We start from the raw sequence: 15,289 nt of genomic DNA on the forward strand, positions 1-15,289 counted from the left end.
TCCACAGGCGAAAACCGTAACTGACAAGGGTTACAGGGGGCTGTGGATGACACTGTGGATAAACACTATATGTAGTTCATGTTTACAGGATAGGCACTATATATTGAAATTGCGTAGGGGTGTTTGCGCTTTTATCGCTGTAAAATTGATGTAGAGCAAAGAAATCCTCATGTCGCGGGGAATTTGAGCCTGAACAAAAAGTAGTCAAAAAAGGCGATGAGAGTGGGAAGGCTTGCTACACGCGGCTTGGCGAAAATTCGTTTATTTTTTGACCGTGATGTGTGCTGGAAATGTCAATAATGTTGTTGTGGTGAAAGAAAGAACAGAAAAAAAGCGCACCGGTTACCGTGCGCTTTTTGGGGATATTGCTGCGATATTTAGCGACGAACGGCGATCGCTTCGATCTCGATCTTCACGTCTTTTGGCAGGCGTGCAACTTCAACGCAAGAGCGAGCCGGGAACGGTGCGCTATGCTCGTTGAAGAAGGCCTCATACGCGGTGTTTACGAGAGCGAAATCGTGCAGGTCTTTCACGAACACGGTCATTTTCACGATATCGGAAACTTTCAGGCCAGCGGCTTCCACAATCGCCTGAACGTTTTCCAGTGACTGGCGCGTCTGAGCGGTGATGTTATCTGCCACCAGGCCGCTTTTCGGATTCACAGGGATCTGGCCGGACGTGAAGATCATGCTGCCAAGGTCGACGCCCTGAACATAAGGGCCGATGGCGGCTGGGGCGTGCTCAGTGCTGATAATGCGTGACATGGTATCTCCTTGATGGGGGCGTAAAAGGAACGCGGACGCCGCCATTATTCAAAAAAGCCCCGCTACAGGCAATGTCCATTGCGGGGCAACGCGGAAAACTAGCGATCTTGCAGCACCGCCTGACGCTCAAACTCTTTCTCGCAGTACTTACACTTCAGGTGAACGTCGCCGTCGCGCTGCTTCACGCTGAATGACGACGACACCGGCTCGCTGCGGCTGATGCAGTTGCTGTTCGGGCAGGTGAGTACGCCGGTAATATGGTCTGGTAGCGTCGGCACCAGCTTGCGTACCACGTCATACTCATCAATCTGATTGACGGTAGCCTGCGGTGCGTAGATCGCCAACTGGTTCGCCTGCTGTTCAGTCAGGAAGATGTTCTCGATCTTGATCAGATCTTTGCGCCCAAGGTGGTTGGACGGCAAGTTCAGGCCGATAGTGATGCGCTGGTCTGTCGCGGTCAGTTTAAACAGCGTCAGCAGCTTAAAACCCACCTGTGCGGGAATGTGGTCGATCACCGTGCCACGTTTGATCGCTTCAACCTGTAATTTATTATCGTGTGTCATGATGGTTTCTTCCTCTTACAGAACCAGTTCGCGATTCAGGACCAGCGCCAGCAGCGCCTGACGAGCGTAGATTCCGTTGCCTGCCTGTTGGAAATAATAGGCGTAAGGCGTGGCATCCACATCAATGGTGATCTCATCAACGCGCGGCAGCGGGTGCAGCACTTTCAAATTCGGGCGGGCGCTGTGCAGGTCGGCGGCGCGCAGGACAAACTGGGATTTGATGTTGATGTATTCAGACGGGTCCAGACGCTCTTTCTGAACGCGCGTCATGTACAGAATATCCAGCTCGCCGACGACATCGTCGATGCTGTTGTGCAGGCTGTAAGCAATATTCTTCTCTTTCAGCATGCTCAGAATGTAGTCCGGCATCGCCAGTGCGTCTGGGGCGATGAAGTAGAAGCGGTTGCCTTCGAACTTCGCCAGCGCCTGCGTGAGTGAATGCACGGTGCGGCCGTACTTCAAATCACCGACCATCGCGATATTGATGTTATTCAGCCGGCCCTGCGTTTCCTGAATGGTGAACAAATCGAGCAGCGTCTGCGTCGGGTGCTGGTTCGCGCCGTCGCCAGCGTTCAGAATCGGAATACCGCCGGAGAATTCGGTGGCAAGGCGGGAAGCGCCTTCCTGCGGGTGACGCATCACGATGGCATCAACGTACTGGCTGATAACGGAAATGGTGTCGGCCAGCGTTTCGCCCTTTTTCCCCAGCGACGTGTTGTTGCTGTCAGCGAAACCGACGACGGAGGCGCCGAGGCGATGCATTGCGGTTTCAAAGGATAAACGCGTCCGGGTGGAGGCCTCGAAGAAGCAGCTGGCAATCACTTTATGTTTCAACAACTCAGGCTGAGGATTGGCTTTCAGGCTGGCGGCGACACGCAGCGTCAGTTCTAAATCTTCCCGACTGAGGTCGTTAATCGAAATAATATGTTTTTGATAGAGCGGATTGACCATGTTGTCTTTCTCCTAACGAGTAAACAGGAAATGTCGTATCTGGCTGCCCGGATTGGGGGCCAAAAAAAAGCCCCTCATTGAGGGGCTTTCTTCATTGAATAATTGAGCAACGGAAAGGAAAACGCTAGCTGGCTGCCGGATGGCAGTTGTCGTTGAGAACCAATATAAGCAGCGAATCTTTTGGTGTAACGGTGCATGACCCCTCCCGGCAAACTGTCGGGAATTATACGCGCCGACTAGGCTATTTCAAGCAGAAAACGTGGTTTTTTACGCATAGCAATCGGTTGCGGGTCGCGTGTCGTATGCATAATGTTCGTCAGTGAAAGAAGGCCGATTGAGAAGAGTGGTGGGCAGTTCACTTTTTCGTATTAACACGCTGGCGGGCGTCACATTTGGAGAGTATAAGGATTATAAAACAGGGTTTCATTTTTATATTAGCGAGGTTTTTTATGATTACTGGCAACGTCCACCACCTTGAACTGGTTCCTTATCTGCCTGCCAAACTGCGCGAAGCGATTGAATACGTGAAGCAAAATATTACGGCAGATACGCCGCTGGGCAAGCATGATATCGAAGGCAACAGCGTGTTCGTCCTGATCTCCAACGACAGCACCGACCTGCTGGAAAAACGCCGCGCCGAGTATCACGCCAAATATCTGGACATTCAAATTGTACTGTCCGGTGTAGAAGGGATGACGTTCAGTAACCTGCCAGCAGGCAAGCCGGATACCGATTGGCTGGCGGATAAAGACATCGCTTTCCTGCCTGCGGGCGAGCAGGAAAAACAGTTTGTGATGCAGGAAGGGGATTTTGTCGTCTTCTTCCCAGGCGAAGTGCACAAACCGCTGTGTGCCGTCGGCGAACCGGCGCACGTGCGCAAAGCCGTGGTGAAAATCGACGCGTCGCTGGTGGTGTAGACCGCCGGAAAATCTCTCCCTCCCCGTTCTGGGGAGGGAAGTCAATCTTACTCCTGAACCAGCGTAGCGACCATCACCGCTTTAATGGTGTGCATACGGTTTTCCGCCTGATCGAACACGATGCTGTGCGCGGATTCAAAGACTTCATCCGTCACTTCCATTCCACCGTGCAGACCATACTGCTCCGCCATTTGTTGGCCCATCGTCGTCTGATCGTCATGGAATGCGGGCAGGCAGTGCAGGAACTTCACCTGCGGATTACCCGTTGCGGCGATCATCGCCATGTTCACCTGGTATGGTTTCAGCAGCGCGATACGCTCTTTCCAGGTCTCTTTCGGTTCCCCCATGGAAACCCAGACGTCGGTATAAATGAAATCTGCGCCCGCGACGCCCGCAGCGATATCTTCCGTCAGCGTGATGCTGCCACCGGTTTGTTCTGCCGCCGCCTGACACTCAGCCACCAGACCGGCATCCGGCCAACAGGCTTTTGGCGCAACAAGACGTAAATCCAGCCCGGTCAGTGCTGCCGCTTCCAGCATGGTGTTACCCATGTTGTTGCGTGCATCGCCAGCGTAGACGAGCGTCATCTCTGACAGCGGTTTACTCGGCAAATGTTCCTGCATCGTCAGCAGATCCGCCAGCAACTGCGTAGGGTGGAATTCGTTCGTCAGCCCGTTCCAGACCGGGACGCCCGCGTATTGCGCCAGCGTTTCGACAATTTGCTGGCCATAGCCGCGATATTGAATCCCGTCGTACATTCTTCCCAATACGCGAGCGGTATCTTTGATGGATTCTTTATGGCCGATTTGGCTGCCGCTCGGGCCGAGATAGGTCACTTGCGCGCCCTGATCGTATGCAGCAACTTCGAAAGAGCAGCGAGTACGAGTCGAATCTTTTTCGAAGATGAGTGCGATGTTTTTACCTTGCAGGCGGCGGGCTTCTGTCCCGTTTTTTTTATCGGCTTTCAGTTTCGTTGACAGGGCTAAAAGATGGGCAATTTCTGCGGGTGTAAAATCCATTAACCTTAAAAAATGACGCTTATAGAACGGTTGCATGATGTACCTCTCCATGTGGCTCAACACCATCGGTTGAATTAAAATTCACTTTATATGTGTAATTATTCAAATTCAAGTGGTGATATCAAACTTTGTGGTGGAGCAAGCCGCAGGGCTGTGGGACAATAAGCAATATTACGTCGTTTAATGAGGACTGAGGCATGGCAAACCGCGAATTACTGGAAGAGCAACGGGAAGAGACACGCCTGATCATTGAAGAACTGCTTGATGATGGCAGCGATCCTGACGCGCTCTATACCATTGAACACCATTTCTCCGCTGAGAAGTTTGAAGTGTTGGAAAAAGTCGCTGTAGAAGCCTTCAAGTTGGGTTATGAAGTGACGGATGCGGAAGAACTCGAAGTGGAAGATGGCGTGTTGCTGATGTGCTGCGATGCCATCAGTGAAGTTGCGCTGAAGGCGGAGCTGATCGACGCACAGGTAGAACAGCTGCTGGCGCTGGCAGAACGCCACGGCGTGAATTACGACGGATGGGGCACCTACTTCGAAGATCCAGATGGTGAAGGCGAAGAAGACGGGGATGATGAAGATTTTTATGATGAAGATGATGACGGCAAGCGCCACTAATTATTGAGTCATTAACTCGAAAGCACACGCCTCACTGAAAACGCCGCCGGAACCCCTGCGGCGTTTTTTATTCGGTATGACAACGTGTTATTACCGTACTTTCAGCCTATTACAGTACCTTCAACATCGTCACTTCACAGTCGGTGTGGCCCGTGTTGCCCATTGAGTGGGGAATCAGCTCGAAGCCCAGTGACTCATACAGTCGGATCGCGCTGGTCAGGTGGCCAGTTGTTTCCAGATAGCAGCGTCGAAAGCCGTGCTGACGTGCAAAATCAAGCGCCTGTATTGCCAACTGACGTGCCAGCCCTTTTCCCCGCACGACGGGTAGGAAATACATTTTCTGTAATTCACACACATCTTCTTCGCCTGCGAGCAGCGGTGCAATGCCGCCACCGCCAACCACGCTGCCTTCATATTCAACCACCCAGTAGGCGCTTTTCGGCTGGCTATAGAGGGCAAACAGCGCGTCCAGATTAGGGTCGGAAACGGTGTAGCCTTTATCGGCCGTCAAACCAAATTCAGCAGAAACCTGACGGATGACCTGAGCGATAGCGGCATCGTCCTGCGCAGTAATTGGGCGTACCTGAAGATTGGCGGAGGTCGCGGTTGTCATAATACGTACTCTTGCTCTTACGGTTTACGAGGGGAATGATTCTGGTCGATTGTAATACCATTTCAGGCCACATCGATGCAACGCCTATCCCCGTTCTTCCTGCTGTTCTTCGGGTGGTATCTGCGGTGATTTTTATTCCATATCCACACTAACGCGCCAGCATTTTCTACTGTTAACGCCATAACATGACACTCTGAAGCTCGAATTATCTAAGATATAAGTAAAATTTCCTGCAATATCTCAAGATATAAATATTGAGGTGCTCTATTCCTTACGATTTATAAGACTATGAGGTTGTTTAATTACTGTTAACTTTTATTGTTGTCGTTAACAAGACGTGCTTAAATAAGCCGCTTTTTGTATGCCAGTAACGCTTTTAAGCGCTTTATTAGGCTTATTTCTTTTAGGATGAAAGGTTTATGACAATCAATACTTCAGAAAATAGCACGCAGCATCGCGTGCAGTTTCATGGTAAGGCTGGGGAATATTTTGCAATTTGGCTGGTGAATGCGTTATTAACGGCCATCACTCTGGGTATTTATTCTGCCTGGGCTACCGTACGCCGCCGCCGTTATTTCTACGGCAACACGGAAATTAACGGTGACCGTTTTGATTACCACGCACAGCCCATTCAGATCCTCAAAGGGCGTTTGCTGGTTATCGCCGGTATTATTCTGTTTTATATCATAATGGGGATGTCACCCGTTCTCGGTACTATTATCGCACTGGCATTTGCGGCACTGATTCCAATTATTGTAATCCGCAACTGGCGTTATGACGCCATTATGTCCAGCTACCGTGGCGTCCGTTTTAACTATCACTGCCAGACGGGCCGCGCGTATTGGGTGTTGCTGCTTTGTCCTATTCTGCTGTTACTGGCTTTTTATGCCGTGTTGGCTGTAGCTCTGTTGATTGGCTCGCAGAGCGATAGCCCGATTCTGATCGGATTCATTGTGCTGGCAGTTGCTATTCCGGGATTTGCCGCGGTGAATGGCATCATGAAAATGATGCAACTCGATTTCTATGTTAATAACCTATTCTTCGGCAAAACAGCGTTTAAAGCGGAATTGGCAAAAGCGGCGTTTATTAAGTTCGCCCTGATTAGCCTGCTGATTTTTGTTCCTTTCCTGATCGCATCGCTGTCATTCATGAGCTCATTCTTTTTCACGCTGTTCCAAACTATTATGATGGGCGGCGGAAATGAAGATCTTGTACTGATGATGCTGCTGAGCAACGTCTTCAATATGATTATGATGTTCGTTGTGGCGCTGCTGGGTGTGCTGGTTTCCAGCAGTTATCTGGTAGTCGCACAGCGTAATTATCTGTTTAACCAGACGTCGCTGAATGGTGGTGTGAAATTGCACTCTTCCATGCAAACGCTGTCTTACATGGGGCTGCTGATAACCAATAGCCTGATCACTATTTTCTCTTTGGGTTGGGCAGCACCGGTGGCAGAGATTCGTCATGCACGCTATATCGCAAATGCGACAGCGGTTGAAGGCGATCTGGCACTGCTGCACGTTCAGGCACATCAGGACACTGCAAACAGCGCACTGGCCGAAGAAGCCGTGCAAGCGCTCGACTTGGGTGTCGGTCTCTAAGGCAGGAATATGAATATTGAGGGGCATTATCAATACCCCGGATTGGCGGCCCGCGTGGCCGCTTCTCTTCATTTAACGGACAACGGTTCGATGATGGTGTTGAACACTGGGTCATCGAATACGACATTTGCGTTAGAGCAGGTCACGGTTTCTGATGCATTGGGCTCGATTCCTCTAACGCTCACATTTCCTGACGGCGGTCGCTTTGTTCCTGCCGACGATCCCACTTTTCGCACGTGGTATTCCGCACGACGTCGCCCAGGACTTGTCCATCGTCTGGAACGCCATAAGCGTGGCGTCATTCTCACGCTACTCGCCACAATCTTGCTCGTCATAAACTACGTTTACGTGGTTCTGCCGTGGGCAAGTTCCGCGCTGGCGCTACAGATGCCTAGCGCTATCGAACAGCAGCTGGGGCAAAATACGCTAAAGCTGTTACGGCACAGTGATTTTAAGCCTTCTAAACTGCCTGTTGAGCGCCAGCAGGCGATGCAAACGCTGTTTCAACAGGTTATGCCCGCTGACATGCGGGAAGACAAAACGCCACTGCGCCTGGAGATTATGTCTGCGCCTATCGGGCCGAATGCTTTTATGCTGGCAGATGGCACGCTGATTATCAGTGACGATCTGGTGAAGCTGGCGAAAAATGACAACGAGCTGGCCGCGGTGATGCTGCATGAAATGGGACACCACGCCTATCGCCACCCCATGCGCATGGTGGTGCGTTCATCACTGGTATCGCTGACCTTCATGTGGATGACGGGAGATGTCAGCGGTGTGGGGGATACCTTGTTGCAGTCTGCTGCCTTTATCAACGAGATGCAGTTTTCCCGCGATATGGAACGGGAAGCCGACGCATGGGCAATAGCAGAAATGCAGCAGCAAGGGCGTTCGCTTCAGTCGATGCAGGCAATGTATCGGGCCTTGATCGCTAACGACCGCAGTCAGGATGAAATTGATTCGCTGGATTTACCGGACTGGCTGAGTACGCACCCGGATATGGATGAGCGGCTGAAAGCCATTGAAAGCGAGATGAATAAGCGCTAATCCTCAGCTCTCTATTTTCACCTCCAATCTAACCCTGCCTTGTGTCGATCGTGTGTGGTGTCACCGCACACGATCTCCTTCTATACTCGTCATACTTCAAGTTGCATTTGCGTTGGCTACGCTACTCGGCACACTTGCGTGTGCCTCGCCCCGTTGGGGCCGCTGCAAGCAGCGTTCAAACCTGCCTATGGCAGGTTTGTCAGTCACCCGAATCACTTACTTGAGTAAGCTCATCGGGATTCCTTCGCTTGCCGCGTTATTCGGCCTTATGGCCTCACCCCTTCGGGGTCAGCGCAAGCACTGTTCAAAAACGCCTTGCCGTTTTTGTCCTGAAACTCGAATTATTTAGAGTATGATTATATTTTTGATCAAAAAAAGCTCACTTTTCTGTTTTTATAAGTGCGAATGTCGAGCGAAAAATATGAGCCGAGTAGCCAGACGATTAACAGGAATACGTTAAATATCATCCTATTAAAAACTATCTGTAGAATCTCTCGCGATAAATAAAAAAAACAGACAATAATCTCTTTTTATTATTAGTTCGCTTATGTTTATTGGGATTTTTCCTAATAGACATTAAAATCGCGGCTTCACGACTTCATGATTACCGAAGAGTTATTTATGATTAATCGAATACTATCAGGGGTGGTGGGCGCATTTCTGTTAATGCTGTCACCATTAACGCATGCACAGGCCAATTTCCCAGAGCCCAAAGAAGGCGACTGGATTGCGCCAGAATTTACCTTCAACAGCGGCGAAAAATTAAAAGATCTGCGTATTCACTACTACACGATCGGTGATAAAACCAAGCCCGCTGTCTTATTGCTACATGGAACGAACCAGCCGATTAAATCACTGTTAGCAAATGGCTTTGGCGGCGAGCTGTTTGGGCCGGGTCAGGCGCTGGATAGTAGCAAATACTTTATTATCATGCCGGAGAGCATCGGTTCTGGAAAATCGTCCAAACCGTCAGACGGCTTACGAATGAAATTCCCGCAGTACGATTATAACGATATGGTGCAGGCACAATATCGCTTAATCAAAGAAGGACTGGGTATTAACCACCTGCGCCTGGTGATGGGATATTCCATGGGCGGCATGCAAACCTGGCTCTGGGGTGAAAAATACCCAGACATGATGGATGCGCTGGTGCCAATGGCATCGCTGCCGAATGAGCTGTCTGGCCGTAACTGGATGATGCGCCGCATTTTGATTGAATCCATCAAGAACGATCCGGTGTGGAATAACGGTGATTACACACAGCAGCCGCCAACGCTGAAAACGGCCAACATTATGTTCAGTATCGCCACCACTGGCGGCACGCTGGCGTATCAGAGCAAAGCACCGACGCGTGCACAGGCGGACAAACTGGTAGAAGATCGCCTTGCGGCACCGTCGACCAGCGATGCCAACGACTTTATTTATATCTGGGGCTCGTCTGCAAATTATAACGCGGCACCGGAGCTGAATAAAATTAAGGCACCTGTTCTGGTGATTAACTCTGCGGATGATGAGCGTAATCCTATTGAAACAGGCATCCTGGATAATGAGCTTAAGAAAATTAAGCAGGCGACGTTGTTCCTTATTCCCGCCAGTAAAGATACCAGTGGGCATGGCACGATGATGTCGGCGAAGTTTTATAAAGATGAATTGCAACGTTTCTTAGAAAAGAATCCGTCTCAGAAAAATAATAAAAAATAAAAATACATGACCGGCAGAAAGTTTCTTTCTGTCGGTCATCATTTTCTATATACGTCTCTTTATTTTATTACGGTTTTATAACGAATTTATTTCAGTTCGTGGGGATTAACACGTCTGGAAAAATGAATAACGACTATTACGTAAATAACGGAACGGCTCTGCTCTGGAGCTGGCGCTCATCCTTTCTTATTTTCAGGCCACAGGGATAATTTATGTTTCGTAAGATAAAGATCCGTACTGCACTTAGCATGATGGTGTTTTCGTTAGCGGCGTTACTGCTTTTCGTCGGCGTGTTAGGGTTAGTTGCCGTTCAGTCAGGGAATAAATCATTTGCTCGCGTCGATATGGAAGTGCTGCCAGGGCTGGTTGCACTGAATGACAGCTCTGAACTGCTGTTGCGTGGTCGGTTGGATTTGCGTCTGTACGAATCATTAATGGGAAAAGGGGACGTCGAGGCGGCTAAAGTCGCGCTAGGGCGCGCCAGAGGCAAGGTCGACGGTGCCAGTGAAAAGTGGCAGGAATACCTGAAATACCCGCAGTCCGAAGCGGAGAAAGTCATTTCTGCGGACATGGCTGAAAAGCGTAATACGCTGATGCAGGAGTTTATCGATCCGGCATTTGCAGCGCTTAACGCAGGGAATCTGGATGAATATCGTCAGCGTGCTGGGAAATCGACGGTGCTGTATGCCGCGTTTGATAAATCCTCTAAAGCGTTGGTTGCCTTCAAGCTGAAGAGTATTGATGAAGCCTATGCCGATTCGAATGGACGCGTCGAGCTGATGGAAACCATCCTGTACGGTGCGATTGCCTGTGCGTTGCTGCTGGCGGTGCTGGCCTGGTCTGTGGTGACCAACATGATCGTGAAACCGCTGAATCAGGCTATTTCCGTCTTTGATCGCATCGCCGAAGGCGACCTGCGGGCACAGATTGATAGCAGCGGAAAAAATGAAATTGCACAGCTGTTTGCCGCGGTTCAACGTATGCGCGACGGGCTGGAAAATATGGTGCGCGTGGTGCGTAACGGTACCGATGCGATAAGCGTAGGTGTCGAGGAAATAGCCTCCGGCAACATCGATCTCTCCAGCCGTACCGAGCAGCAGGCGGCCTCGTTGGATGAAACCGCTTCAAGCATGGAACAGATCATGTCGACGGTGAAAAACAACGAAGACAACACGCGTAAGGCCAACGATCTGGCGCTGAAAGCCTCTAATTCCGCGTCTCGCGGCGGGAATGTTGTCTCTGAAGTGGTTGATACCATGCGTTCCATCAAGCAGAGTTCTGCCAAGATCTCCGACATTGTTGGCGTAATCGACGGCATCGCTTTCCAGACCAACCTGTTGGCGCTGAACGCGGCTGTGGAATCTGCGCGTGCGGGTCAATACGGTAAAGGTTTTGCGGTGGTGGCTTCCGAAGTACGGATGCTGGCTGCGCGCAGTGCAACGGCCGCAAAAGAGATCGGCACTATGATCGATGATTCTCTCAGCCGTATTGAAAAGGGCGCGGGGCTGGTTGAAGTCGCGGGTAACACCATGGACGAAGTGCTGATGGATGTGAAAAAAGTGGTCGATATTATGGATGAGATCACGCTGGCTTCCAGCGAGCAGAGTCGCGGCATTTCGCAGATCAATATCGCCATCAACCAGATGGATGGTGTGACTCAGCAGAATGCGTCCTTGGTATCCGAAGTCGCGACGTCAGCGAATTCACTTCAGGAGCAGGTTATTAATCTGCAACAGTCCGTTTCCCGTTTCCAGATCGCAAGAGAAAACATGGAACTCGGTAATGTGCTGCCCGGCTTGCGCCAGAACATTGCGCTGGCCGATGCCCGCTAATCGTTAAATGAGCTTATCGCCTGTTTTCGTTAATGCTATATGAGCATGAGCAGCGAAGACAGGCGATTCATACACGTATTCATTCATCAATAAATGGTGTGGTATCGATAAACGGCACGGGAACCGTCAACGTTAACCAGACGCCGTTATCCGCCTGATAAAAAACAAACCCTTGTTGGTGCATTTCCCGTGCCTTTATTTCTAATACCACGGGTTTGCCATGCCGTTGGCCGACGTTTATCGCTGTGGCTTCATCGGCAGACAAATGCACATACTGACGCGAGCCAGGAAGCAAACCCTGCTGATTTATCGAGTCGACGAATCGGGTTGCGGTGCCGTGGTAAAGAAACTCGGGCGGCACTTTGGGCTCGTAACGCATATCGACCTGTGATGACGAGTGCCCCTGCGCTGCGCGGATCGATAACCCATCCGCCGAAATAGAAAAACGCTTTTTATCACTGCTATCGACGACATCTTGAATCACTTCTCTGGTAAGAAGGCGTCCGTCTTTGGCCGCACCGCTAATCAGTTCCGCTATGTTTGCCCATCCTTCGCTATTCAGCGTGAGCCCAATGGCTTCGGGCTTGTGCCGTAAAACGTAGCTCAGAAATTTGCTGACCTCAGCATGATTCGTGTTGCTCATTGTGTTACTCCATTTATGCATTTTGCGAAGCGAATAGATTGTAATTGAAATACTTTTTACGCGAATAAAAAGTAAAAAGCCTCGTTTTTCAACGAGGCTTTCGTACTTACCGTACTACCGCTAGAAAATCGATGAGCGTTACAGCGCAGCGATGACCGCGTGCTGATCCAGCAGTTTGGCTTTCGCTACGGCGTAACCGTCCAACTTCTCGCGCTCTTTGGCTACGACCGCTTCCGGTGCGCGAGCCACAAAGCCTTCGTTGGACAGCTTGCTTTCGATGCGCTCAATCTCTGCTTCGATTTTCGCCACTTCTTTCGCCAGACGATCCAGCTCTGCCGCTTTATCGATCAGGCCAGCCATCGGGATTAACAGCTCGGCACCCTCGATGAGTTTAGTGACGGAAACCGGACCTTTGTCGCCCGCAGGCAGCAGCGTAATGCTTTCCAGACGCGCCAGCGTTTGGATAAAGCTGCGGTTCTCTTCCACGCGACGCTGTGCTTCAGCAGTGACATCACGCAGTAACACTTCCAGCGGTTTGCCCGGCGCGATGTTCATTTCTGCACGAATGTTACGCACAGCGATAATCGCCTGCTTGATCCACTCCAGATCGTTCAGCGCCAGCGTATCTTCCTGCGCGGCATCGAACTCAGGGAACGGCTGTAACATGATGCTTTCATTTGTACGAACAGCGGCGCTAATGCCTTTCAGCGTTTTAACGCGTAGCCAGATGGTTTCGGTAATGAACGGAATAATTGGATGCGCCAGACGCAGCAACGCTTCCAGTACGGTAACCAGCGTATGGCGCGTACCGCGCAGTTCTGCTTCCGATCCGCCATTCATCACAGGCTTCGTCAGCTCCAGATACCAGTCGCAGAACTGGTTCCAGGTGAATTCGTACAGAATACCGGCCGCAATATCAAAGCGATAGCTGTCCAGCGCTTCGCGGTAGGCTTTCACCGTACGGTTGAATTCCGCCAGAATCCAGCGGTCAGCCAGCGACAGCACTTTCTCGCCTGCGCTAAAGCCGCAATCCTGATCTTCGGTGTTCATCAGCACAAAACGGCTAGCGTTCCACAGCTTGTTACAGAAGTTGCGGTAACCTTCCAGACGCTTCATGTCCCAGTTGATGTCGCGACCGGTAGAGGCCAGCGCCGCCAGCGTGAAGCGCAGAGCATCTGTACCGTGAGGTTCGATGCCGTTCGGGAACTGTTTCTCGGTGCGCTTGCGGATTTTTTCCGCCAGCTGCGGCTGCATCATATTGCCAGTACGTTTTTCCAGCAGGGCTTCCAGCGAAATACCGTCCACCATATCCAGCGGGTCGATGACGTTCCCTTTGGATTTAGACATCTTCTGGCCTTCCTCATCACGGATCAGGCCGGTCATGTAAACGGTGTGGAATGGCACCTGCGATTTGCCGTCTTCATCTTTGATGAAATGCATGGTCAGCATGATCATGCGGGCAATCCAGAAGAAGATGATGTCGAAGCCGCTGACCATCACGCTGCTTGGGTGGAAGGCTTTCAGATCGGGGGTTTGTTCTGGCCAACCCAGCGTAGAGAACGTCCACAGCCCGGATGAGAACCAGGTATCCAGTACGTCTTCATCCTGATTCAGGACGACATCATCAGAGAGGTTGTTTTCACTGCGTACTTCCGCTTCGGTACGGCCCACATAGACGTTGCCATTGGCATCGTACCAGGCCGGAATGCGGTGACCCCACCACAGTTGACGGGAGATACACCAGTCCTGAATGTCGCGCATCCAGCTGAAGTACATGTTTTCGTACTGTTTTGGTACGAACTGGATGCGGCCATCTTCTACCGCTTCCACTGCCGGTTTAGCCAGTACGGCAGCACGCACGTACCACTGGTCGGTCAGCATCGGCTCAATGACAACGCCGCCACGGTCACCGTAAGGCACGGTCAGATCGTGCGCTTTGATCTCTTCCAGCAGGCCGAGTTCATCGAATGCGGCTACCAGCGCTTTACGTGCGGCAAAACGCTCCAGACCCTGGAAGGCTTCTGGAATGTCGCTGCTGTAAGCGGTGCTGGCTTCGCCATTGGTATCAAAGATTTCAGCGCTCTGGCGGATATCACCGTCGAACGTCAGGATGTTCACCATTGGCAACTGGTGGCGTTTACCGACTTCGTAGTCGTTGAAGTCGTGCGCTGGTGTGATCTTCACGCAGCCGGTGCCTTTTTCCATATCGGCGTGTTCGTCGCCAACGATCGGAATACGGCGGCCAATCAGCGGCAGGATCACCTCTTTGCCGATCAGATCTTTATAACGCGGATCTTCCGGGTTAACGGCGACACCGGTATCACCCAGCACGGTTTCCGGGCGGGTGGTCGCGACGACCAGATAGTCTTTCCCGTCGGCGGTTTTCACGCCATCGGCCAGCGGATAACGCAGGTGCCACATCGACCCTTTCACTTCGCGGTTTTCTACTTCCAGATCGGAAATCGCGGTGCGCAGTTTCGGATCCCAGTTCACCAGACGCTTGCCACGGTAAATCAGGTCTTCTTTATACAGACGAACGAACACTTCTTTCACCGCGTTGGACAGGCCTTCATCCATGGTGAAACGCTCGCGTTCCCAGTCAACGGAGTTGCCCAGACGGCGCATCTGATTGGTAATGTTGCCACCGGATTCGCCTTTCCACTGCCAGATTTTGTCGATGAACGCCTCGCGGCCGTAATCGTGGCGAGTTTTGCCTTCTTCTGCGGCGATCTTGCGCTCAACGACCATTTGCGTGGCGATACCCGCGTGGTCAGTACCCGCCTGCCACAGGGTATTTTTGCCCTGCATGCGCTGATAGCGGATCAACGTATCCATAATGGTTTGCTGGAAAGCATGACCCATATGCAAGCTGCCGGTGACGTTGGGCGGCGGGATCATGATGCTGAAGCTTTCTTTACTCGTGTCGCCGTGCGGCTTGAAGTAGCCTTGCTTTTCCCAGTGTTCGTAGAGCGGCTGCTCGATATCTTGCGGGTTATATTTCGTTTCCATTATGCT

14 protein-coding genes are annotated in these 15,289 nt (G+C 51.2%); 6 read left to right on the top strand and 8 right to left on the bottom strand.

The features are described 5' to 3' along the window. Positions 1 to 377 precede the first annotated feature (377 nt). The 3 genes from ridA to pyrB all read right to left on the bottom strand — a co-directional run bounded on the left by ridA (position 378) and on the right by pyrB (position 2,278). Positions 378 to 764 carry a 2-iminobutanoate/2-iminopropanoate deaminase gene (ridA, locus tag BUB06_RS05005; protein ID WP_039354809.1) on the bottom strand — a complete coding sequence of 129 codons (387 nt, stop codon included), beginning with the start codon at positions 762 to 764 and terminating at the stop codon, positions 378 to 380. A 98-nt stretch (positions 765 to 862) separates the two neighbouring features. Continuing rightward, entirely contained in the window at positions 863 to 1,327 is a 465-nt protein-coding gene (gene pyrI, locus BUB06_RS05010) for an aspartate carbamoyltransferase regulatory subunit (protein WP_010298253.1), read from the bottom strand. A 15-nt stretch (positions 1,328 to 1,342) separates the two neighbouring features. Next, positions 1,343 to 2,278, bottom strand: a complete 936-nt coding sequence (gene pyrB / locus BUB06_RS05015) for an aspartate carbamoyltransferase (RefSeq protein ID WP_010298257.1) — start codon at positions 2,276 to 2,278, stop codon at positions 1,343 to 1,345. Between the two features lie 449 nt (positions 2,279 to 2,727). On the opposite strand from pyrB, the gene BUB06_RS05020 reads away from it, so the two are divergent. Next, positions 2,728 to 3,195, top strand: a complete 468-nt coding sequence (locus BUB06_RS05020) for a NanQ anomerase/TabA/YiaL family protein (RefSeq protein ID WP_010298260.1) — start codon at positions 2,728 to 2,730, stop codon at positions 3,193 to 3,195. 47 nt (positions 3,196 to 3,242) lie between these two features. On the opposite strand, the gene argF is transcribed toward BUB06_RS05020, so the two are convergent. Then, positions 3,243 to 4,250, bottom strand: coding sequence for an ornithine carbamoyltransferase (argF, locus tag BUB06_RS05025; protein WP_010298266.1), 1,008 nt, complete (start codon positions 4,248 to 4,250; stop codon positions 3,243 to 3,245). After that, positions 4,234 to 4,326, bottom strand: a complete 93-nt coding sequence (argL, locus tag BUB06_RS22425; protein ID WP_397266407.1) for a putative translational regulatory protein ArgL — start codon at positions 4,324 to 4,326, stop codon at positions 4,234 to 4,236. Before argL ends, argF begins: the two co-directional genes overlap by 17 nt. Positions 4,327 to 4,411: 85 nt before the next feature. Between argL and rraB the strand changes: the two genes are divergently transcribed. Next, positions 4,412 to 4,837 (top strand): ribonuclease E inhibitor RraB, encoded by a 426-nt coding sequence (rraB, locus tag BUB06_RS05030; protein ID WP_010298271.1) that lies wholly within the window; start codon positions 4,412 to 4,414, stop codon positions 4,835 to 4,837. A gap of 109 nt (positions 4,838 to 4,946) precedes the next feature. On the opposite strand, the gene BUB06_RS05035 is transcribed toward rraB, so the two are convergent. Beyond that, complete coding sequence (locus BUB06_RS05035; RefSeq protein WP_010298272.1) at positions 4,947 to 5,450, bottom strand: GNAT family N-acetyltransferase; 504 nt, start codon at positions 5,448 to 5,450, stop codon at positions 4,947 to 4,949. A gap of 419 nt (positions 5,451 to 5,869) precedes the next feature. Here BUB06_RS05035 and BUB06_RS05040 point away from each other — a divergent pair, with 419 nt between their 5' ends. From BUB06_RS05040 to BUB06_RS05055, 4 genes are all read left to right on the top strand, one after another. Beyond that, a complete protein-coding gene (locus tag BUB06_RS05040) occupies positions 5,870 to 7,051 on the top strand; it encodes a YjgN family protein (RefSeq protein WP_039470416.1) in 1,182 nt (393 codons plus the stop codon). 9 nt (positions 7,052 to 7,060) lie between these two features. Next, positions 7,061 to 8,098, top strand: coding sequence for a M48 family metallopeptidase (locus tag BUB06_RS05045; protein ID WP_039470418.1), 1,038 nt, complete (start codon positions 7,061 to 7,063; stop codon positions 8,096 to 8,098). 621 nt (positions 8,099 to 8,719) lie between these two features. Then, positions 8,720 to 9,799 carry an alpha/beta fold hydrolase gene (locus tag BUB06_RS05050; RefSeq protein ID WP_039471003.1) on the top strand — a complete coding sequence of 360 codons (1,080 nt, stop codon included), beginning with the start codon at positions 8,720 to 8,722 and terminating at the stop codon, positions 9,797 to 9,799. Positions 9,800 to 10,011: 212 nt separating this feature from the next. Further along, entirely contained in the window at positions 10,012 to 11,631 is a 1,620-nt protein-coding gene (locus BUB06_RS05055) for a methyl-accepting chemotaxis protein (protein ID WP_039470421.1), read from the top strand. A 79-nt stretch (positions 11,632 to 11,710) separates the two neighbouring features. Here BUB06_RS05055 and BUB06_RS05060 read toward each other — a convergent pair whose 3' ends face one another. After that, complete coding sequence (locus tag BUB06_RS05060) at positions 11,711 to 12,274, bottom strand: RNA 2'-phosphotransferase (protein WP_039470424.1); 564 nt, start codon at positions 12,272 to 12,274, stop codon at positions 11,711 to 11,713. 138 nt (positions 12,275 to 12,412) lie between these two features. Beyond that, positions 12,413 to 15,283, bottom strand: a complete 2,871-nt coding sequence (locus BUB06_RS05065) for a valine--tRNA ligase (RefSeq protein ID WP_039470426.1) — start codon at positions 15,281 to 15,283, stop codon at positions 12,413 to 12,415. Positions 15,284 to 15,289 lie beyond the last annotated feature (6 nt).

This window comes from Pectobacterium carotovorum, assembly GCF_900129615.1.
GTDB classification, from domain to species: Bacteria; Pseudomonadota; Gammaproteobacteria; order Enterobacterales; family Enterobacteriaceae; genus Pectobacterium; species Pectobacterium carotovorum.

Excerpts from the sequence above, each read along its gene's own strand:
- ridA (WP_039354809.1), bottom strand. The coding sequence starts at position 764 with ATGTCACGCATTATCAGCACTGAGCACGCCCCAGCCGCCATCGGCCCT.
- pyrI (WP_010298253.1), bottom strand. The coding sequence starts at position 1,327 with ATGACACACGATAATAAATTACAGGTTGAAGCGATCAAACGTGGCACG.
- pyrB (WP_010298257.1), bottom strand. The coding sequence starts at position 2,278 with ATGGTCAATCCGCTCTATCAAAAACATATTATTTCGATTAACGACCTC.
- BUB06_RS05020 (WP_010298260.1), top strand. The coding sequence starts at position 2,728 with ATGATTACTGGCAACGTCCACCACCTTGAACTGGTTCCTTATCTGCCT.
- argF (WP_010298266.1), bottom strand. The coding sequence starts at position 4,250 with ATGCAACCGTTCTATAAGCGTCATTTTTTAAGGTTAATGGATTTTACA.
- rraB (WP_010298271.1), top strand. The coding sequence starts at position 4,412 with ATGGCAAACCGCGAATTACTGGAAGAGCAACGGGAAGAGACACGCCTG.
- BUB06_RS05035 (WP_010298272.1), bottom strand. The coding sequence starts at position 5,450 with ATGACAACCGCGACCTCCGCCAATCTTCAGGTACGCCCAATTACTGCG.
- BUB06_RS05040 (WP_039470416.1), top strand. The coding sequence starts at position 5,870 with ATGACAATCAATACTTCAGAAAATAGCACGCAGCATCGCGTGCAGTTT.
- BUB06_RS05045 (WP_039470418.1), top strand. The coding sequence starts at position 7,061 with ATGAATATTGAGGGGCATTATCAATACCCCGGATTGGCGGCCCGCGTG.
- BUB06_RS05050 (WP_039471003.1), top strand. The coding sequence starts at position 8,720 with ATGATTAATCGAATACTATCAGGGGTGGTGGGCGCATTTCTGTTAATG.
- BUB06_RS05055 (WP_039470421.1), top strand. The coding sequence starts at position 10,012 with ATGTTTCGTAAGATAAAGATCCGTACTGCACTTAGCATGATGGTGTTT.
- BUB06_RS05060 (WP_039470424.1), bottom strand. The coding sequence starts at position 12,274 with ATGAGCAACACGAATCATGCTGAGGTCAGCAAATTTCTGAGCTACGTT.
- BUB06_RS05065 (WP_039470426.1), bottom strand. The coding sequence starts at position 15,283 with ATGGAAACGAAATATAACCCGCAAGATATCGAGCAGCCGCTCTACGAA.